A 17,957-nucleotide genomic window follows, 5' to 3' on the forward strand; every position below is an offset into this window, starting at 1 on the left:
TCACCAGCCCTTGAGCCCCAGCTGCTGGGCCTGGGCCTTGACGTCCTGGTCGTAGAGGGCGGCGCCCTCCTTGGCCGAGGAGATCCCGGAGCCGACCTGGATCAGGATCTTCTCCAGGTTCGGGCCCTTGATCGGCGAGAGGAACTCGAGCGCGAGCCCGGTCTTCTTGGCGTCCTGGTAGGCCAGCTCGTCCTTGACGAGCGCAGGGGCGTCGTCGGGGATCTTGCAGGTGCTGATCGCGAACGGCCCGGCGGGGGTGCCTGCGCTGTTCTGGATGTCGCATCCCTCGGACGTGTTGATGAAGGCCACCAGCTTCTTCGCGGCCGTCAGCTTGTCGCCCGACGTCGACTTCGGGATGTACGCCGCGGTGGGCTCCCAGACGGTCGCGTGCGGCTCGCCCGCGTCGGTGGGCATCGCGAAGTAGCCGATGTCGTTGATCTGGTCCGGGTTGCTCTGCAGCACGTTGCTGATGACCGCGGTGATCATCGGATACTGCGCGCCCTCACCGGTCGCCAGCATCTTCAGGGCGTTCACGTTGGTGAGCGACGCGTAGTCCTTGTTCAGCAGGTCCTTGTCGAAGACCTCCTGGGTGTGCTCGAACCCGGCGAACGCCGGTTCCTTCGAGTATTTGGCGTCGGCCTTGTTGGCCGTGTAGTCCTTGGCCCAGTTCGGGTCCTGCGCGCTCACGTTGGCGAAGTCGCCGAGCACGAAGAGCTGGCTGGTCCAGGTGTCGCCGTACGACTGGATGATCGGCGCGATTCCGGCGGCCTTGATCTTCTCGCTGTTGGAGATGAACTCGCTCCAGGTCTTCGGAACGGTCAGCCCGAGCTTCTCGTAGACCTTCTTGTTGTACATGATGCCGCCGTTGAAGGTGGTGCCGGTCGGCGCTCCGTACAGGCCCTTGTCGGTGCTGACGGAGTTCTTGAAGTCGTCCGTCACATCCTTCGCCCACGACTCGTCGGTGAGGGGCTGGAGCTGGCTGTCCGGGCGAAGAGCCTGGAACAGCGAACCGGAGTTGTACAGGAAGACGTCGTTCATGTCTCCCGTCGACAGGCGCGTCTTCACCAGGTTGTCGCCGTCGGTTCCGCCGGGGCGGGTCTCGACCTTGACGGTGATGGACGGGTTGGCCTTGTGGAACGCCTTGGACAGGTCTTTCGCGAAGCTGGTGCTGGCCGGGTCGTTGCCTGCGGCGAGCAGGGAGATGGTGGTGCTGCCGGACCCGCCGGATGAGCTGCAGCCGGCCAGAGCAGCGCCGATGAGCGCGACGCCGCCGAGCGTGGCGGCGACCCGTGTCGCCGTCCTCCGAGAGAACATCAAATACCTCCTTGTATTTTGTGAGCGTCGACGCCCCGGGGGAATTTTCGGGTCCGCTTGAAACGCTTCACTGACCATAAATGCATTCGTCGGCTCCCGTCAAGCGGGGAATATAACGATTCAAGACACGCGTTCCGATCGTGCAGGATTGATCGATTCAATGCATCCATCCGCTACGATCGCAGCCAGGGAGGAATCGCATGGCTTCCGCAAGCGTGAAAGACGTCGCCGCACTGGCGCAGGTCTCGGTGGGCACCGTCTCGAACGTGCTCAACCGTCCGGAGATCGTCGCGCCCGAGACCGTCGAGCGCGTGATGTCGGCCATGCAGAAGCTCTCCTACGTGCGCAACGAGGCCGCGCGGCAGCTGCGGCTGGGGCACAGCCAGGCGCTCGGGCTCGTCACACTGAGCGGCGGCAACCCGTTCTTCACCGACCTCGCCACGGCGGCGGAGGATGCGGCCGCCGACGCCGGCTACAGCGTCATCGTCGGCAACAGCAACGAGAGCACCACCCGCGAGTCGGGCTACCTCAACCTCTTCGAAGAGCTGCGTGTGCGCGGCGTCCTGCTCTCCCCCGTCGGCGACCCCGCACGCCGGCTGCGGCAGCTGCGGGATCGCGGAATCGCCGCCGTCCTGGTCGACCGCGTGAGCAGCGACGACTCGTTCAGCTCCGTCTCGGTCGACGACGTGGCCGGGGGCGCTCTCGCGGCGGCCCACCTCATCCGCTCAGGACGGACGCGGCTCGCGTTCGTCGGCGGCCCGCTGCAGATCCGCCAGGTGAGCGACCGTCTCGCGGGGACTCGGCAGGAGGTCGAGAAGCACCCGGGCGTCTCCCTCGAAGTCGTCCCGGTCGACGCCCTCACCGTGCTGGAGGGACGACGGGCCGGAGAGGAGCTGGTCCAGCGGAGCGCGAACCGCCGCCCGGACGCCGTGTTCGCCGCCAACGACCTCATCGCCGTCGGACTGCTGCAGGGGCTCTTCATCAACGGCCGCATCCGCATCCCCGAGGACATCTCGCTCGTCGGCTACGACGACATCATGTTCGCGAGCGCGTCCGTCGTGCCGCTCACGTCCATCCGGCAGCCCAGCGCTCTGATCGGTCGCACCGGCGTCGAGATCCTCATCGAGGAGGCGCAGGACCCGGACCTCGAGCCCCGGCATGTGCTGTACCAGCCGGAGCTCGTCGTGCGCGGGAGCAGCTCGGCGGACGCGGCTGAGTAGCGCGTTCGTCCCGACGCTTCTGCCGCGACAGGCGCGTGGCCCGCTAGTCTCGACACGGACACCGCGACGAAGGGGGACGCTCGTGACCGAATCCAAACTGCGACCGAAGGTGGTGCTGTGGTGGGGCATCGGCCTCTCTGCGGCCGGCCTGCTGTTGAACCTGCTGCTGCCGCAGGTCGGCTATGCGCTCACCGTGCAGGTGAATGCATCCACCCGTGTGGACCAGGGGATGCTCACGGCCTTGAGTGTGGTGCTCGACCTCGTCCGACAGACGCTGCTTCCGCTCGGGATCGCCCTGATCGCCGCCTCCGTGGTGATGGCGTACATCGCCCGCCTGCTCGGGGTGCGCGCGTATGCGGAAGCCGACGAAACCGGCGACCCGGAGAGCTGACGTGGATCCGTTCAGCGCTCTCGCTCTGACCGTTACCCTCTCCGGCGCTGCTCTGTACGCGCTCTACTGGGTGGTCCGCCGCGGGGTGGCGGACGGCATCCGGGATGCGCGGGGTGCGTCCGGCGATTCGCCCGCGAGCGACAGGGTGGTCGAGTGAGGGACGACACGTCCCCGCAGATCGGTTCGTACGACGTTGACGCGGCGGCCCTCGCCGGCGATGGCGAACCGCTCGTTGACGTGCTGGCGCGGCTCGGGGTCTCCGAGTTCGAGGGCGGGGACGTCGTGCCGAACGGCTGGCGCGTTCTCGGCCCGCCGCCTGCCGCGCGGGTTCCCCTGCTGATCGGCGCACCCGTCTCCAGCGACCATCGGTCGTGGTCGGTTGGGCAGGTGCATGGCGCCCGGGATGGGGCTCCCGCGCGAGTCTCGTTCTATCCGCATGCACTGCCGGTCCGCCCCAGCGTCGCCGAACGCCGCGGCGGGCTCGCGCTCCGCTGGCCGGCATTGACGCGCGAGCTGGCCGACGTCGATCGCCTGTCGATCGACATCGTCAACGAGGCTCGACCCGCTGGCTGCCCACCGGCGACACGTTCAACACGTTCGCGTCGATCGTGGCCGCCGTCGGCGGTGTCAGCGACCTCTCGCGGACGCCCCGGACGACCGGGCTGCCGTCTCCCGTATCGCCGCTCTGCTCGAGTGCGACACCGACTCCGCTCGGGCGGTCTACTCGGCGCAACTCAGGCGCTTCCGCATCGGAGGCGCCAACGGGCTCGATGGCGAGATCGCGGATCTCGAGCGCGCTCTTTCGGAGGAATGACCGGCGCGCATCGGCCCCGACCGCCGCGAACGGAGGACACCCGCCGCTCCGCCCCGGCGACGTCCTCCCTTTCCGGCATCCGTTTTCGGGTCGCACCCGGCGCGTCGCCCGCGGTGACCTCCGTTTCCCGCGCGCCGCGAACGGAGGACTTCCGGGTCGCTCGGTCCGCCGGCCCCTCCCTTTCGCGCTCCCGCCCGGCGTGTCGGCCGTTGTTTCCTCCCTTTCCCGCAGCGAGGAAAAGGGAGGAGTTCCGGCTCGACTCGCCGCAGCCGAGCGGGAAACGGAGGCCTTCCCATCCCGTGCCGCGCGGATCGCCTCCGAAAACGACGAAGGCGCGGCCCCCGTCGGATGACGGGGCCGCGCCCGAGGCTGTCGCCGCGCTCAGCTCTGCTGCTGCGCCGCCTTCAGCTCGTCGTACTGCTTCCGGACCTCGGTCATGTCGAGGGCGCGGATCTGCTCGATGAGGTTCTCGACGGCCTCGCCCGGGAGGGCGCCTGCCTGCGAGAACAGCGGGATGCCGTCGCGGTACGCGACGAGGGTCGGGATCGACTGGATGCCGTACGAAGCGGCGAGGGCCTGCTGGGCCTCGGTGTCGATCTTGCCGAACGTGATGTCGGAGTGCTGCTCGGACGCCTTCTCGAAGATCGGGGCGAACATGTGACACGGGCCGCACCAGTCGGCCCAGAAGTCGAGAAGCACGATGCCGTCGGCGACGGCCTGGTCGTGGTTGGTCGACGTGATCTCTGTGGTTGCCATGGTGGATGAAACGCAAGCTCACCAGGCAGTATTCCGGCTCAGCTCCCCCGCCGGCCTGTGAAGACGGTGAATGCGAGAGGCACGACCGACGCGATCATCAGCACCGAGCCGAGCACCGCGTCCGACGCGTGCACGATCGCTCCGGCGATGATCGCACCTCCGAAGACGACCGCCGCTACGAGACGCCGCGCCGCGCGTTCGAGCCGGCCGACCCGCTGCTCGAGCCGTGGCGAGGTGACCGCCACCGTGCCGTCCTCGACCCGGGTGACCAGCGCATCCAATCGTTTGGGCAACCGCCAGGCGATCCCGGCGATCTCGAGCGCCTGCTGGCCGAGGTCCTGCACCAGGTTGCCGCGCTCGTCCCGGAGCAGTTGGGCCGCATACGGCTCGACCGAGTCCCACAGGTTGAACGCCGGGTCGAGCGCGCTGCACACGCCCGAGGTCAGCGACATCGCCCGGATGATGAGGAGGAAGTTCTCGGGCAGCTGGAACGGCAACGAGCGGACGACGTCGCCGAACTCGACCGCGAACTCCCGGAACTCGCGAGGGTCGACCTCGCGCAGCTCGGCGAATCCCATGCCGCCGAACCGGGCGAACAAGTGGGTCATCGCGCGCTCGAGCTCAGCCGTGTCGGCGGTCGGGAGGAGCACCCCCACGTCGCGGATCGCATCGACGAGGCCCTTCCCGTCGCGCGATGCGGCGGCGATGAGCAGTTTCCGGAGCCCGCTGCGGGTGCCCGCCGGAACCTCGCCCATCATTCCGAAGTCCACGAACGTGAGCAGCCAGGGTCGCTCCCCCGCCACCGCGGGCCGCGGCGTCACGAAGATGTTGCCCGGGTGCGGGTCGGCGTGGAAGAACCCGTTGGTGAAGAGTTGGTCGAACATCACCTCGGCGAACACCGGCGCGACCTCGGCGGGGTCGATGCCCGCGGCGCGCAACGCGTCGGCGTCGGTGATCTTGATCGCCGTCACGTCCTGGAGGGTGAGGACCCGGCGGGTGGTCCGTTCCCAGACCACGGCGGGGACGGCGACGCGGTCGTCACCGGCGAACTCTTCGGCGAACCGCGCGGAGTTCGCGGCCTCGTGCAGGTAGTCGATTTCCTGCAGGCTGGTGCGCGCGAACTCCTCCACCAGTCCGGGTGCGTCGACGCGGTCGGAGACCAGCCGGACATGGCTGAGCCAGCGGCCGACCCTGCGCAGGGCCGCGAGGTCCACATCCACGATGGTGTCGATGCCGGGACGCTGCACTTTGAGCACCACGGCGTCCTGCCCGGTTTCCGCCGCCACCTCGGCGGTGAGGCGCCCGCGGTGGGCCTGCCCGAGGGATGCGGCGGCCACCGGCGTCTCGTCGATGAACGCGAATGCGCTCTCCAGCGGCACGCCGAGCTCGGCCTCCGCCAGCGCCCGGATCGCCGGGAACGGGACGGCCGGCACCTCATCCTGCAGCCCCTCCAGCTCGCTGGTGATCTCGGGCGGCAGCACATCCAGCCGGGACGACATGAACTGCCCGACCTTGATCATCAGGCCGCCCAGCTCGACGGCGAGCCCGTGGAACCGCTGCGCGAACCTCCGCATCCGCCGCGACCGGCTGCGCGCGGCGACGCTGGCGAGCCCGATGCGTGGCAGGAACAGCTCGTACCACCAGGTCACGGCGAGATTCCAGCCGGCGAACCGGAGGATACGGCGGTAGCGCGCGCGGGTGGCCGGCGTCCCCGCCGGAGCCTTCGACGGCGCGGCGGGCGCCTGGTCCGACGTCACCCCGGTCAGCCCTGGGCGAGGATCGCGTACAGCTTCCGGCGTGCCTCGTCGAGCACGTCGGCGGCTTCCTTGACCTGCTCGGGCGTCCCGCTGCGGTGCACCTGCGCGGCCGCCTGGGCGAGTTCGACGCCGGCCTTCGGGAGGTTGGCTCCGCGACGTTCTCCGGTCGTTGTTCCGGAGTCGCTCGTGCCGGTCTGCCAGGGTGTGGATGCTTCGGCGGCGGCGACCTCGCGCCCCGCCTCGGTCAGCGCGTAGGTCTTGCGCCCGTTGGATTCCTCGGCCGAGATGAGTCCTTCGTCGGCGAGCAGCTGCAGCGTCGGGTAGACGGAGCCGGCGCTGGGCTTCCAGCTGCCTCCACTGCGCTCCTCGATCTCGCGGATGATCTGGTAGCCGTGCATCGGCTTCTCGCTGAGCAGCGAGAGGACGGCCGCGCGGACATCGCCGCGGCCCATTCGGGTGCCGACCTTCTTCTCGAACGTCGACCGCAGTTGTTCGAACGCCTGCCACATGGCGTCCGGGTCCATGCGGGCGCCGAACCCGCCGGTGGGGAATGAGTTGGACATGGTGCCTCCTCGATCAGGTAGCGATAGTCAACGATATATCGTTCATGTGCGATTGGGAAGGGAGAGCCTGCAGCGCCACCCCCGAGTTGGGGCTGTACCGAGGATTGCTCACTGTCCATCCGTCTGGAAGGATCACCCTGTCCGTCTCCACCCCGAGGCGGCGAAGGGAGCAGAATGGCCGGACTGCCGGGAGGTACTCTCACCGCACATCTCCTGCACCGGCATCCGCGATCCGTCCTCACAGTGGTCATCGGAGTGGTCGCCGTCACAGCTTCGATAGCCGTGCCGGTATCCGCGTCCGCCGCTGCCCATGACAGCGAGCTCGCCTCCTACCGGGACGCACGCGCAGCCCTTCCCGCCCTGTCGGAGCAGCTGACCGAGGCGCGAGCTCGATTCGACACCGTGCACGCGCACGCTGTCGCGCTCGCCGGATCGCTCGACCCCGTGATCACGGCGTCCGACGGCCTCCTTTTGCCCAGTCAGCGCGACGCGCTGGCCGCTGCGTCCGACGGACTTGCCCGGACGATCGCACTGACTCCCGGCGAGAATCCGACACCCGCGGAAGCCTCAGCGGCATCGACCTCGTCCGGCGACGACCTCCGGGCAGCCACGCTGACCCTGCGCCACCAGATGGAGCGAGAACGCGGCTGGCTGCACACGACCCGCTGGACGACGGAAGCACTGCTGACGCAGACGGGACTCGCGGACGCCCTTGTTGCCGGGGTGATGACCGGTATCCCGGCCGACGGTGACCGCGCGGCGATTCCCGGCATCGACGCTACGGCGACCTCGCTGCGCGACCTGTTCCCCCGCTCTGACCAGCCCGCGAAGGATGCTCTCAGTGCGTCCATTCGTGCGGCTGTCGACGCCGTGCGTGCCGGTAAGCCCGCCGTTCCCGCCCTCGCCGACATCGTCGCCAAAGCGCGAGCGGTTCGCGACTCACAGACTGCGGTGGACACAGCGGCGGCCGCAGCAGCGGCGGCGGCGGCTGCAGCTGCGGCCGCCGCTGCCGCTGCCGCCGAGGCGGCCGAACACTCGGAGCACTCGACGCCGTCCCCGTCTCGCAGCTCGGGCGGCGCGACACCGCCCGTAGGCGTCATGCCGCCTCCCCCGGACTTCACCCTGATCACGCATAATCCCCAGGTGCTGACGAGCGGCTACTACTCGCCCGGCTGTACTCCGTCTTCCCAGTTCCAGATCGTCGCGGCGAACCACGGCTACCAGATCGTCGGCCTCGACTACGACTACGCCTACGACTACTCGACGTTCACGACCGCCGACGGCTGGGGCGTCACGGTCTACAACTGCAGCTGATCCAGACGACCTCAGGTCAGATCGAGCACACCCACGACCTCGCCGAACAGCTCCTCCCCGGTCGGGACGAATCCGCAGGCGAGGTAGAAGGCTTCAGGGCCGCCGTCGCCGCGCTCCCAGAGCACGGTGATGCGCGGGATGCCGCGCCGCCGCGCCTCCGCGGCGACCTCATTGACGGCGAACCGACCGACTCCGCGACCTTGCGCCTTCTCGTCGACGTTGAGCCGCCAGATGCCCGCGCGGAACGCCTCCAGCTCGCTGTCCGGATCCCAGTTCGCCATCACGAAGCCGACCACCTCACCGTCACCGACGATGGCGCGCGGCCACGCCGTCGGCGTCACGTACGCCTCGGCGATCGACTCGAGGACCGGCGCGACGAACCGCTCCTGGCCGGGCGCGAGCCGCAGGTCGCGCAGCCCGCGCAGGTTCGACGTCGACAGCTCTTCGATGCGCAGGTCCATGGGTGGACGGTAGCGCGATCCACCGACATTGGGCTCACCCCGTCATCGTCTCTTCTTCAACGCGCAACGCTGCCGAAATACCCCCTCCGTAGCGTGGTCTCATGACCTCGTTCACGTTCAGGGAATGCGCACACTGCGGCGAGCAGCAGCCGGTGCTTGCGGACGGTCGGACGGCGATCCACTTCACCGGGAACGGCGAGCGCTGCGCCGGCTCCGAGCGCCGCAGCCAGAACGAGGGCGTCACTGCGCAGCAGGCGCGCGTCATCGAGGCCGAGCTGCGCCGTGCGCTGCGTCAGGTGATGCGGGAGCAGGCGTCGTAGGGAAAGGTGGACGGAGTCATCCGCCTGGCTTCTCTTCACGGAGTCCGCTCGTTGTCCGGCTGGCATATGCCGGCGGTATGGCGTCGGCAATCCAGATGAGTTCTCCACGCCGCTGGAATCGAACACCGGCCTCGAACGCTTCGCGGCTTCGAACGGTCAGCAGGACCGTGTCCGTCCCGTGCCGACGAGCAACCTCGTGCGCCGTTGCCGAATCCGGCGAGAGGTGAACATGCTGGCGCTTCATCGGCAGGATTCCCGCCTCCAGGATGCTGCTGACCGCTTCGGCGACCGTGCCGTGGAAGAGCTCCACCGGTGGTTCCTGGTTGACGAGATCATCCGCAATGCGGATCGAATGACCATACGTCGCGCGAATCCGGTCGCCCACGACTTCGTGCCGGACCTTCGACGAGTTCGCGATCATCCGAAGCACCGCGTCCTCCGTCAGACCATCGAAGCCGGCCGCGCTCAGCGCATTCACCAATGACCGCATCTCCACCCAGCCATCGTTGTCCACCGCAAGCCCGTACTCGCCCGGCGCATGACGCAACGCATGGGTCACCGCGCGACTCAGGTCCGTCTCGCTGAACACCGGCATGCCCCCTCTTCACCTTCGCCTTCGTCGAGGCGGCTCCTCACCGTACCGTGCAATCGCTGGCGACCTCAGTTGGCTGGGGTGTTCGCGAGCGTGAACTGGTCGGCGTCGATGTGGCCCCAGCTTCCCGTGTTGTGGTCGATGATCTGAACGGTCGCGTTCTGCCCTTGCAGGTCTGTCACGTCCCAGGTGGACCAGGCAAGGTGCTCACTGTCCTGCCCTGTGCTGGTGCGAACGGTCTTTCCGCCGACGATGAGGTTCACCGTCGTCTGGTCGTCGGGCTCCCCGACTGTCGCCCCTGGCCTACTGCTCACGAGGATCTGGTCGACCATGAGGTGGCCCCATCCGGTGGTTGTCTGATCGGTGATCTGGATGTGCGCGGTGTGGCCGATGAGACTGTGCACGTCCCAGCTGACAGGCGTCATGGTGGAGCTGTTGGCACCTGTTGCGGTTCGGTGGACGGCGCCATCGACGATGAGGTTGACCGCTGTCGCACCGGGGGCGCCCCACGGATGGTTCCCGCCTGCGACCAGGAGGTCGATGTAGTCCCGGGTGATGGTGAAGGCAGGCGACGTGATGGTGCCCATCGATCCGTCACCACCACCGACATAGGTATCCAGCACCTTCGCACCGACCTGGCCGGGAAGCGTCTCAGTGGACGGGCCCTGCCCTGCGAAATCGCCGGTTGCGGTCCATCCGGCACCCCAGGTGCTCCCCTCGAAGTCCGCGAAGAGGGACGACGGCGCTGGATGGTCACCTCCGCCGGCGAGGAAGTTGAGGAAGGGTTTGTTGATGTTGAAGGCCGGTGAGGTCAGCGTTCCGGTAGAGGCGTCGCCGCCGTTGAAGCTGTTGACCAGTCTGTTCCCCGCGTACCCGCTCACCGGCTGTTGGTTGGGCAGAGTGCCGGAGGCTGGTCCGCTCCCGAACGCGGCACCGGTTGTTGTCCAGGCGCCGTAGCTGCCGCCCTCGAAGTCTGCGAAAGGAGCTGTCGGCGCGGCGGCGGTGGAGGTGTTCGCAAACTCCTTGATGGTCAGGTTGGAGAAGGTGGCGGAGCCGCCGTCGGTGTACAGGGAGACTCCACGGTCGGAAGACTGGAAGAACACGTTGTTGGAAAGCACGCGCTCGCCGTCGTTCACAAACACTTCAACACTTGATCTGTCGACGAAGATGCGCAGGTGGACGCTCTTCGCCGTCGGGTCGATGGGAGCCTGAGTGTGCTGGAATGCTGAGCCGAAGCTGTACGCCGCCTGGTTCGAGCCGGACCTGTCGACGTAGACGTTCCCCTGGTAGACACCGACGTTGGTGTGCCTGCTCTCGTCGGCGGACTGACCGATCGAAATGCCGACGTTGTTCAGCTGCTGCCAGGAGATGTCGGCGTCGAGTTCGTAGGCCGAGCCGTGATAGTCGAGGTCCGCGGACCCGTTCACGGTGACGTCGGCGGGATGCACGGTCTTGGTGACGATGTCGTCGAGGCCGGCGGTCGGCTGCGAGATCAGGCTGTACGTCGTCCCCTTCTTCGCGAGGTTGAGCTTGCGGACGATCGACATCTGGCCGTTGTACCCGTCGCTTGCATCGGTGGGAACGGCGTTGGGCGCGTAGTTCCAGTTGTTCATCCAGCCGAGGGCGAAGCGGGATGTGTCCGGGTTGTCATGGTCAGGCCAGGAGACGGCGGCGTACCAGTCGGAGCCGTAGTCGAGCCATTGCGGGTCGCGGGCGTCGGTGATGAAATTCGTTCCATCCCAGGTGCCGGTCCAGTAGGCGTAGGTGTCCGGCTGCCCGGAGTAGTCGCCCTGCATACTGCCGGCGAGCACCCAGTGACTCGTACCGTCGTCTGCAGTGATCTGATAGATATCGGGGCATTCGAAGCCGCCGATGTTCGGGGACGAGTATCCGAACTGCGACTTGTACGTCCAGTTCTTGAGGTCCGGAGAGGTGTAGAACCACAGCTGTTGCTGCCGGCCGATCACGGCAACCCAGGTGTTGTGCGCGCTGTCCCACACGATCTTCGGGTCACGGAACCAGTCATTGCCGTCGGGGTTGGCGATGACCGGCGCCCCGTAGGCGGTGAAGGTATCCCCACCGTCGGTGGAGTACCAGAGGTACTGCGACTGTTGATACCGGTCACCGCCGGGAGGCTGAGTGGCGAGCACGACCACGGCGCCGGCACCGAACCCGGCTGTGTTGTTCGTGTCGACCACACCCGAGCCGGTCCATACGGGGAAGGTGCCACCCCCGCCGAGGGGAATGGCGACTCCCTGATCCTTGAAGACGACGTTGTCCACCGTCGTGGCGTGACGCCAACCCCCGGGACTGTTGTTCGGGCTGCTGTACAGGTAGTAGAGGTTGTATTTTCCGTTTGCCCAGACCGGCCTCTGCGGGTCGGAGAGCCAGTGATCGGGCGGGGTGAGATGGTACTGCGCCCGCAACGATTGGTCCGGTGGATTCACTGCGGTGGAGGTGGCTGCCGGCACGATCACGAGCGCTGCCGCCGCGGCGAGAGCTGCGAGTCCGCTGACGATGCGTCGTGGAGTGATCAGGTGGCGAGAGGGCTCGTTGACACGCATGGGCTTCCGTTCATCGATGAACTGGTTAAACGCTTAACCAGATTCTAGTCGACACAAGATTGCGCGGTCAAGCGTTTAATCACCGCGCGAAGTTTCGCGAGGTCGGGCGAGAGCGTTGCGCTACGCCGTCGGCACGCGGCGGGCTTCGCCGATCGACTCGCGAAGAACAGGCGGGCACGCGACGGTCACCAGTTCGTCGCGTCGGTGCTCGTCCACTCCCAGGAGCATCCGGACACCCTTTGCGCCCAGTTCGTAATGCGGGAGCGCGACCGTCGTCAGTGGGGGGCGCAGGTGAGCGGCGATGACTTCCTGGTTGTCGAAGCCGACAACGGCCATGTCCTCCGGAATCGAGAGCCCCCGGCGGCGCAGACCGTCGTAGAGCCCCATCGCGACGCGGTCGTTGTGGCAGAAGACCGCGGTCGCACCGCTCGCGAGGAGGGCGTCGACCGAGTCGTATCCGCCTTCCTGCTCCGGCAGCGCGTCGAAGACCAGGGACGGATCGAAAGCGACGCCTGCATCCTCCAGCGCCTCGCGATACCCGAGGAGGCGCCCTTCATGCGCCGGCGACGGTGTCGTCGTGTTGATGATGGCGATCCGCGTGTGACCGCTGTCGATCAACAGCTGCGTCGCTGCCCGACCCCCTTGGACCTCATCCGGGACGACGGCGGGTGCGTCGCCGTCGGGCGAGAAGCAGTCGACGAGGACGAAGTCCGTCTCACGGAGCGACTCAGGAACGGCCGCCGCCCGGTGGTACCAGGTGGAGTAGAGGATCCCGCGGACCTTGTGCTCGAGCATCATTCCGATCGCCTCGCGCTCGGCGTCCGCGTTGCCGTCGGTGTTGGCGACCAGGAGGACGTACCCGTGCTTCCACGCCTCGTCCTGAGCGCCGTGGATGATCTGGCCGGCGAACGGGGTCGTGGCGATCGCGTCGGCGACCAGGCCGATGAACTTCGAATGCCCGCTGACGAGATTCTTGGCGAGAGCATTCGGCCGGTAGCCGAGGGTGCGGATCGCCTCACGGACGCGCCTGCGAGCGTCGTCGCCGATGCGGGCGTTCTTCTTGTCGTTGATCACGAGCGACACCGTCGCGATGGAGACGCCGGCTGCTTCGGCCACGTCGCGCATCGTCACCGGATGCCCGGAATGCTGGGTTGTCTCGGACGTCATTGCCCCCTCCTGCTTCAGCTTAGCGACGCGCACGCCGTCACCCCTTGGTCGCGCCGCTCTCCAAGCCGTACCGCATCGCCTTGTTGAGCACCAGGAACACCAGGAGCAGCGGGGTGATGGTGACGCAGACCGCGGCGAACGTGGCCGTCCAATCGACCTTCCCCATCGCGCCGATGTAGTTCTGCAGCCCCAGCGGGATCGTCTTCAACCCGTCGGAGAGGACGAACGTGTTCGCGAAGATGAAGTCGTTCCAGATGAAGATGCTGTTGACCAGCACCACCGTCACGATCGTGTTCACCGACAGCGGGAAGGTGATCTGGCCGAAGATCCGGTACGGGCCGGCGCCGTCGAGGGATGCCGCTTCATAGGTCTCGCGCGGGATGTACTCGAAGAACGAGGAGAACAGGTACACCGACATCGGCAGGGCGAAACCGGCGAGCGGGATGATCATCGACTGATAGGTGTCCAGCAGGTTCACCGACGAATAGTCGATGAACAGCGGCACGAGGGCGATCTGCACCGGCACGATGATCCCGATGAGGAACAGCCCGCGCACCGCCCGGCTGAACCGGAATCCCAGGACCTGGATGGCGTAGGCGGCCATCATCCCCAAGATGACGATGAGGATGTTGGCGCCCATCGTCACGATGAAGCTGTTGAGGATGTTCAGGCCCAGATTGCCTGTGCCGAACGCGCGCGCGTAATTGTCGAGGGTGAACGAGGTCGGCAGGGCGAACGGGTTTCCGGTCGTGAAGTCGTGCTCGGTCCGGACGCTGGTGAGGAACAGCCAGGCCAGCGGATAGACCTGCACGACAACGATGACGGCGATGATCACGCCGTTGAGGCTGCGGTAGATGTTCGGCCGGCGCCGCCGGCGGACCGGTCGGCGCGGCGCCGCCGTCGCGATCGGTGACGGAGCGGGGCGGGTCAGCTGGGCGGTCATGCGTCGGCCTTTCGACGAAGCAGTACGAAGATCAGACCGACGGCCACCAGGCACTCCACGACGATGAAGACGGAGATGCTGCTGGCGTATCCGTAATTGGTGCTGGTGAAGGCGGTCTTGTACATGTAGGTGGTCAGGAGCTCGGAGGATTGGCCCGGACCACCGTTGGTGAGCAGGTACGGGATGTCGAAGCCGCGCAACGCGTAGGTGGTCGCCATGATGACCGTGGTGATCCACACCGGCCGGATGTACGGGAACCGGATCTTGGTGAAGATCCGCCACGCGTTCGCGCCGTCGAGCCGGGCGGCCTCTTCCAGCTCGGCGGGTACAGCGATCAGAGCCGCATAGATGATCAGCACATACAGCCCGGTGAACCGCCAGCCTTCCGGGATGGACACCGCGGCCAGCACCGTGTTCACATCGGACAGCCACGGCCGAGCCAGGTCGCCCAGTCCCACCCACTGCAGCACCTGGTTCAGCAGGCCGACAGGGTCGGACGAGTAGATGCGGGCGAACAGGAACGCGATCGCAACCGTGCTGATCACCGCGGGCAGCAGGTAGAGCGTCTTCACGAACTCCCGTCCCCGGCGGAGGGAGGTGAGCAGGCTGGCGACGACGAGGCCACCGCCGAGCTGGAGCACGAGGCAGATGAACAGGTAGCCGAGCGCGTTGAAGAACGCCCGCCAGAACACCGTGTCGCCCGTGAACATGTGGACGTAGTTCTCGACTCCCACGAACTGGAGGTCGCTGATCCCATCCCATTCGAAGAAGGAGAGGAAGAGCGACTGCAGGATCGGGAACAGCACGGCGATGCAGTACAGCGCCAGTGGTGGGATCAGGAAGACCAGCACCGAGAGCCGGGAGCGGCTGGGAAGCATGGGATGCCTTTCAGGGCTGGTGAGGGCGGCACCGGGGATGCGCCGCCCTCACCGAGCTCGGGTTACTTGAACGCTTTCGGACCGTTCTGCTGAATCGTCTGATCCATCGTGCTGATGAACTCCTCCGGCTTGATGTTCCCCTGCACGAGGAGGGTCAGCTCCTGCTGCAACCGGGTGTTGGAGGTGGGGTCGAGCTGCGTGTCCCAGGGCATGGCGATCTTGTCACCGAGATCGTTCGCCTGGTCGACCGCCTTCTTGTACAACGGGGTCGCATTGTCCGGGATGGTCGTCTCCACATTCGACGTCGGAGACAGCGCACCGGTCGCGGCGTACCGCTTCGGGTACTCGGTCAGCGCGTACTTCAGGAAGTCGCGCACGAGCGGGTCGAAAGTCTTCGCGTTCACGGCCATGCCGATGCCGGAGGGAGAGACGTACTCGTTCGCCGCGGTCACCGAGTCCTTCGTGGTCGGGAGCGTGAAGTAGTCGACGTCGGAGCGGACCGACGGGTCGAGCTTGTCGGTCGCGAGGCTGCCCAGCTCCCACGTGCCGATGTTGTACATGGCCGCCTTCCCGGAGGTGAAGAGACCCTGCGCATCCGAGTAGCCGGTGGAGGAGAACCCGTCCTCGAAGCACTTCGCCTGGCCGAGCTGGTTCAGCCAGTCGACAGCGGCGGTGCCGGTGGAGTCGCTGAGCTTGGCGTCACCCTTCTTCAGCTTGGTGATGTAGTCGGGGCCGGCGGTACGGAACGGGTGATAGGCCATGTACCGCTCCAGCGGCCACTGGTCCTGACCGTCGAGCGCGATCGGGGTGATCCCCGCCTTCCGCAGGGCGGTGCACATGGCCGGGATGTCATCCAGCGACGTCGGCACGGCCACGCCCGCCTTCTCCAGCAGCGCCTTGTTGTACCAGAAGAACTCCAGCTGGAACTCGAACGGAACCATGTACAGAGACCCGTCGTCGAAACGCTGATAGTTCAGCGCAGCCGGCCGGTAGTCGTCGTACAGGCCGAGGCTCTTCAGCAGCTTCTCCGCGTCGATCATCCTGCCCTGCTTCGCCAGCTTCGCCGCGAACGGGGTGGCGTCGGTGTCGAACAGTTCGGGAAGCTTGTTGGCTGCAGCGAGGGTCTCGTACTTCTGGATGTAGGAGGGGCGATCCGGGGTCGTGATCAGGTTCAGCGAGAAGCCGGGGTGCTTCTTCGCGTAGTCGGCTGCGATCTGCTTCATAGTGGTGATCACGCCGCCGTCGGCAGGGCGGGACAGCAGCCAGGAGATCTGTCGCGGCTTGATCTCCCCGCTGGGGTTCACGTTGCCGGCGTTGCCTCCTCCTCCGCCGCTGCAACCGGCGAGCGCGAGGGCGACCGCCGCGGTCGCGGCGATGGTCCCGAGCAGTTTCTTCATGGTGTCTCCATCTTCTTTGATTGGAATCGCTAGGCGGTTCGGGTTACTGGTGCAGGGTGTCGGCGCGCTGGTACACGTGAAGCGCCTGGAGGGTCGCGCCGCCCTCTCCGGCGAAGAATCCGAGCCGCCCGTCCGGGTGGCCGTAGATGCGGGTGCTCAGCGACACCGCCCGGTCGATGACGGCGACCAGGATGTCGTCGTCGGCGATGATCTCCACGGTGTGGCGACCGGGTTCCAGCGTGCAGGGCCGTTCCAGCTCGATTTCGAACGGGACGTCGCCGGAGATGTGCCACTGAGCATCGCCGGTCTGCTCCCGGGGCCACCGGTCGAACACGACGCGGTTCCGGCGGGGCTCCAACCGGAGGACGTAGGAGCGGTCGCCGTCCTCGGTCGCCCTCAGCAGGAAGCCCGTCTCCGTCGTGTCCGGCTCGATGTCGATCTCCGCACGAGCGTAGAAGGTGTCCGGGAGCTCATCGATGGACACCGTGTCGGCGTACCCGTCCGGTGTGGAGAAGCCGACCGGCAGCGGCTCCGGGAAACGCAGCGGAACCTCCTCATCGAAGCTGTCGACGAGCTCCCGCGGGAATCCGAAGCCCAGCGTCCCGTCACCACGTTGCGTCGCCTCGAGGATCGACATGGTGCCGGCCCACTGCCAGGGCCCGTCGTCGACGTCGCCCTCCTTGGTGGCGATCCACCCGAAGAAGAACCTGCGGCCGTCCCGTTCCGCCGTCTTCGCCGCGTAGTACGCGCGGCCGTCGATGCTGTCGTGATCGGGAACGACCCACGGGCCGTCCGGGGTCCGGGCCATCCGGTACCGGGTGGTGAACGACTCCGAGAACTCCGAGTAGACGAGGTACCACCAGTCACCCCACTGGAACACGTCAGGGCATTCGTGGGTGATGTACCGGCGCGGATCCCAGAACGGCGCTGTCGGCGTCCAGGTGTACAGGTCCGTCGATCGCAGCTCCGCGATGACGCCGCGGCGACGCTCCGCGCCGTCCGCGTGACGGGCGGCGACCAGCATCCGCCACAGCCCCTTTCCGTCATCCCAGAACACGAACGGGTCACGCCAATCAGCGGGCTCGTAGCCCGATGGAGCACCGAACGTCAGCCGGGGATGCTTCTCCCACGTCGCCATCCCATCCGAACTCGTCGCGTGGGCGACCAGCTGAAGCGGAAGCCCGTCCGCGCCCAGCCGGTGCGGGTTCTGTGCGGTGTAGAACAGGTGGACGAGCCCGTCCGGCCCCTCCACGACACTTCCCGTGTACGCGTTGAAATCGGCATCCTCGGCGCTGCCGGCCGGAAGAGCGACACCGCGGTCGCGGAAAGTCACGAGGTCGTCGGTCACGACGAGGTTCCACGGCGTCCCCGGCTTCGGCGTCTCCCGGAGCTCATGGAGGTAGTAGAGGAAGAACCTGCCGTCCTTCTCGAACGGGATGATGTCTCCTACCCAGCCGTTGGCCGGGCGGAAGAAGACGGGGCGTGGCATCGGCGTCGATGACCTTT

General features: G+C 67.0%; 17 protein-coding genes. 5 read left to right on the forward strand and 12 right to left on the reverse strand.

Annotation, left to right across the window (positions count from 1 at the left end):
- Complete coding sequence (locus H284_RS0104510; RefSeq protein WP_020075319.1) at positions 1 to 1,314, reverse strand: ABC transporter substrate-binding protein; 1,314 nt, start codon at positions 1,312 to 1,314, stop codon at positions 1 to 3.
- A 200-nt stretch (positions 1,315 to 1,514) separates the two neighbouring features.
- On the opposite strand from H284_RS0104510, the gene H284_RS0104515 reads away from it, so the two are divergent.
- The 3 genes from H284_RS0104515 to H284_RS21000 all read left to right on the forward strand — a co-directional run bounded on the left by H284_RS0104515 (position 1,515) and on the right by H284_RS21000 (position 3,082).
- A complete protein-coding gene (locus H284_RS0104515; protein ID WP_020075320.1) occupies positions 1,515 to 2,534 on the forward strand; it encodes a LacI family DNA-binding transcriptional regulator in 1,020 nt (339 codons plus the stop codon).
- Between the two features lie 82 nt (positions 2,535 to 2,616).
- Entirely contained in the window at positions 2,617 to 2,925 is a 309-nt protein-coding gene (locus tag H284_RS0104520) for a hypothetical protein (protein ID WP_020075321.1), read from the forward strand.
- A gap of 1 nt (position 2,926) precedes the next feature.
- Complete coding sequence (locus H284_RS21000; RefSeq protein WP_196802821.1) at positions 2,927 to 3,082, forward strand: hypothetical protein; 156 nt, start codon at positions 2,927 to 2,929, stop codon at positions 3,080 to 3,082.
- Between the two features lie 1,038 nt (positions 3,083 to 4,120).
- On the opposite strand, the gene trxA is transcribed toward H284_RS21000, so the two are convergent.
- From trxA to H284_RS0104540, 3 genes are read right to left on the reverse strand one after another with little or no spacing between them, the layout of a single operon-like run.
- Complete coding sequence (trxA, locus tag H284_RS0104530) at positions 4,121 to 4,495, reverse strand: thioredoxin (RefSeq protein WP_018190217.1); 375 nt, start codon at positions 4,493 to 4,495, stop codon at positions 4,121 to 4,123.
- 38 nt (positions 4,496 to 4,533) lie between these two features.
- The gene (locus H284_RS0104535; protein WP_020075323.1) at positions 4,534 to 6,252 is read right to left on the reverse strand and encodes an ABC1 kinase family protein; all 1,719 of its coding nucleotides are present in this window, start codon (positions 6,250 to 6,252) and stop codon (positions 4,534 to 4,536) included.
- A gap of 5 nt (positions 6,253 to 6,257) precedes the next feature.
- Entirely contained in the window at positions 6,258 to 6,815 is a 558-nt protein-coding gene (locus H284_RS0104540; RefSeq protein WP_020075324.1) for a PadR family transcriptional regulator, read from the reverse strand.
- Between the two features lie 282 nt (positions 6,816 to 7,097).
- Here H284_RS0104540 and H284_RS0104545 point away from each other — a divergent pair, with 282 nt between their 5' ends.
- The gene (locus tag H284_RS0104545) at positions 7,098 to 8,129 is read left to right on the forward strand and encodes a serine/threonine-protein kinase (RefSeq protein WP_029042816.1); all 1,032 of its coding nucleotides are present in this window, start codon (positions 7,098 to 7,100) and stop codon (positions 8,127 to 8,129) included.
- Positions 8,130 to 8,140: 11 nt separating this feature from the next.
- On the opposite strand, the gene H284_RS0104550 is transcribed toward H284_RS0104545, so the two are convergent.
- Entirely contained in the window at positions 8,141 to 8,590 is a 450-nt protein-coding gene (locus tag H284_RS0104550; RefSeq protein WP_018190214.1) for a GNAT family N-acetyltransferase, read from the reverse strand.
- A 101-nt stretch (positions 8,591 to 8,691) separates the two neighbouring features.
- Between H284_RS0104550 and H284_RS0104555 the strand changes: the two genes are divergently transcribed.
- Positions 8,692 to 8,910 carry a hypothetical protein gene (locus tag H284_RS0104555; RefSeq protein WP_018190213.1) on the forward strand — a complete coding sequence of 73 codons (219 nt, stop codon included), beginning with the start codon at positions 8,692 to 8,694 and terminating at the stop codon, positions 8,908 to 8,910.
- Positions 8,911 to 8,926: 16 nt separating this feature from the next.
- Here the strand turns inward: H284_RS0104555 and H284_RS0104560 are convergent, their stop codons facing one another.
- The 7 genes from H284_RS0104560 to H284_RS0104590 all read right to left on the reverse strand — a co-directional run bounded on the left by H284_RS0104560 (position 8,927) and on the right by H284_RS0104590 (position 17,940).
- The gene (locus H284_RS0104560; RefSeq protein ID WP_018190212.1) at positions 8,927 to 9,505 is read right to left on the reverse strand and encodes an RNA 2'-phosphotransferase; all 579 of its coding nucleotides are present in this window, start codon (positions 9,503 to 9,505) and stop codon (positions 8,927 to 8,929) included.
- Positions 9,506 to 9,570: 65 nt separating this feature from the next.
- Complete coding sequence (locus H284_RS0104565; RefSeq protein ID WP_018190211.1) at positions 9,571 to 12,066, reverse strand: glycoside hydrolase family 32 protein; 2,496 nt, start codon at positions 12,064 to 12,066, stop codon at positions 9,571 to 9,573.
- Positions 12,067 to 12,186: 120 nt separating this feature from the next.
- Positions 12,187 to 13,233, reverse strand: a complete 1,047-nt coding sequence (locus tag H284_RS0104570; protein WP_018190210.1) for a LacI family DNA-binding transcriptional regulator — start codon at positions 13,231 to 13,233, stop codon at positions 12,187 to 12,189.
- 37 nt (positions 13,234 to 13,270) lie between these two features.
- Positions 13,271 to 14,176: a carbohydrate ABC transporter permease gene (locus tag H284_RS0104575; protein ID WP_018190209.1), complete on the reverse strand. Its 906-nt coding sequence runs from the start codon at positions 14,174 to 14,176 to the stop codon at positions 13,271 to 13,273.
- Positions 14,173 to 15,054, reverse strand: coding sequence for a carbohydrate ABC transporter permease (locus H284_RS0104580; RefSeq protein ID WP_018190208.1), 882 nt, complete (start codon positions 15,052 to 15,054; stop codon positions 14,173 to 14,175). The genes H284_RS0104575 and H284_RS0104580 overlap by 4 nt, the downstream gene beginning before the upstream one ends.
- Positions 15,055 to 15,116: 62 nt before the next feature.
- Positions 15,117 to 16,451 (reverse strand): ABC transporter substrate-binding protein, encoded by a 1,335-nt coding sequence (locus tag H284_RS0104585; protein ID WP_018190207.1) that lies wholly within the window; start codon positions 16,449 to 16,451, stop codon positions 15,117 to 15,119.
- A gap of 43 nt (positions 16,452 to 16,494) precedes the next feature.
- Entirely contained in the window at positions 16,495 to 17,940 is a 1,446-nt protein-coding gene (locus H284_RS0104590; protein WP_018190206.1) for a glycoside hydrolase family protein, read from the reverse strand.
- Positions 17,941 to 17,957 lie beyond the last annotated feature (17 nt).

This window comes from Cryocola sp. 340MFSha3.1 (assembly GCF_000383315.1).
Lineage (GTDB): Bacteria > Actinomycetota > Actinomycetes > Actinomycetales > Microbacteriaceae > Leifsonia.

What these genes read in the sequence shown, in the direction of transcription:
- H284_RS0104510 (WP_020075319.1), bottom strand. Translation starts at nt 1,314, where the DNA reads ATGTTCTCTCGGAGGACGGCGACACGGGTCGCCGCCACGCTCGGCGGC.
- H284_RS0104515 (WP_020075320.1), top strand. Translation starts at nt 1,515, where the DNA reads ATGGCTTCCGCAAGCGTGAAAGACGTCGCCGCACTGGCGCAGGTCTCG.
- trxA (WP_018190217.1), bottom strand. Translation starts at nt 4,495, where the DNA reads ATGGCAACCACAGAGATCACGTCGACCAACCACGACCAGGCCGTCGCC.
- H284_RS0104540 (WP_020075324.1), bottom strand. Translation starts at nt 6,815, where the DNA reads ATGTCCAACTCATTCCCCACCGGCGGGTTCGGCGCCCGCATGGACCCG.
- H284_RS0104550 (WP_018190214.1), bottom strand. Translation starts at nt 8,590, where the DNA reads ATGGACCTGCGCATCGAAGAGCTGTCGACGTCGAACCTGCGCGGGCTG.
- H284_RS0104555 (WP_018190213.1), top strand. Translation starts at nt 8,692, where the DNA reads ATGACCTCGTTCACGTTCAGGGAATGCGCACACTGCGGCGAGCAGCAG.
- H284_RS0104560 (WP_018190212.1), bottom strand. Translation starts at nt 9,505, where the DNA reads ATGCCGGTGTTCAGCGAGACGGACCTGAGTCGCGCGGTGACCCATGCG.
- H284_RS0104565 (WP_018190211.1), bottom strand. Translation starts at nt 12,066, where the DNA reads ATGCGTGTCAACGAGCCCTCTCGCCACCTGATCACTCCACGACGCATC.
- H284_RS0104570 (WP_018190210.1), bottom strand. Translation starts at nt 13,233, where the DNA reads ATGACGTCCGAGACAACCCAGCATTCCGGGCATCCGGTGACGATGCGC.
- H284_RS0104575 (WP_018190209.1), bottom strand. Translation starts at nt 14,176, where the DNA reads ATGACCGCCCAGCTGACCCGCCCCGCTCCGTCACCGATCGCGACGGCG.
- H284_RS0104580 (WP_018190208.1), bottom strand. Translation starts at nt 15,054, where the DNA reads ATGCTTCCCAGCCGCTCCCGGCTCTCGGTGCTGGTCTTCCTGATCCCA.
- H284_RS0104585 (WP_018190207.1), bottom strand. Translation starts at nt 16,451, where the DNA reads ATGAAGAAACTGCTCGGGACCATCGCCGCGACCGCGGCGGTCGCCCTC.
- H284_RS0104590 (WP_018190206.1), bottom strand. Translation starts at nt 17,940, where the DNA reads ATGCCACGCCCCGTCTTCTTCCGCCCGGCCAACGGCTGGGTAGGAGAC.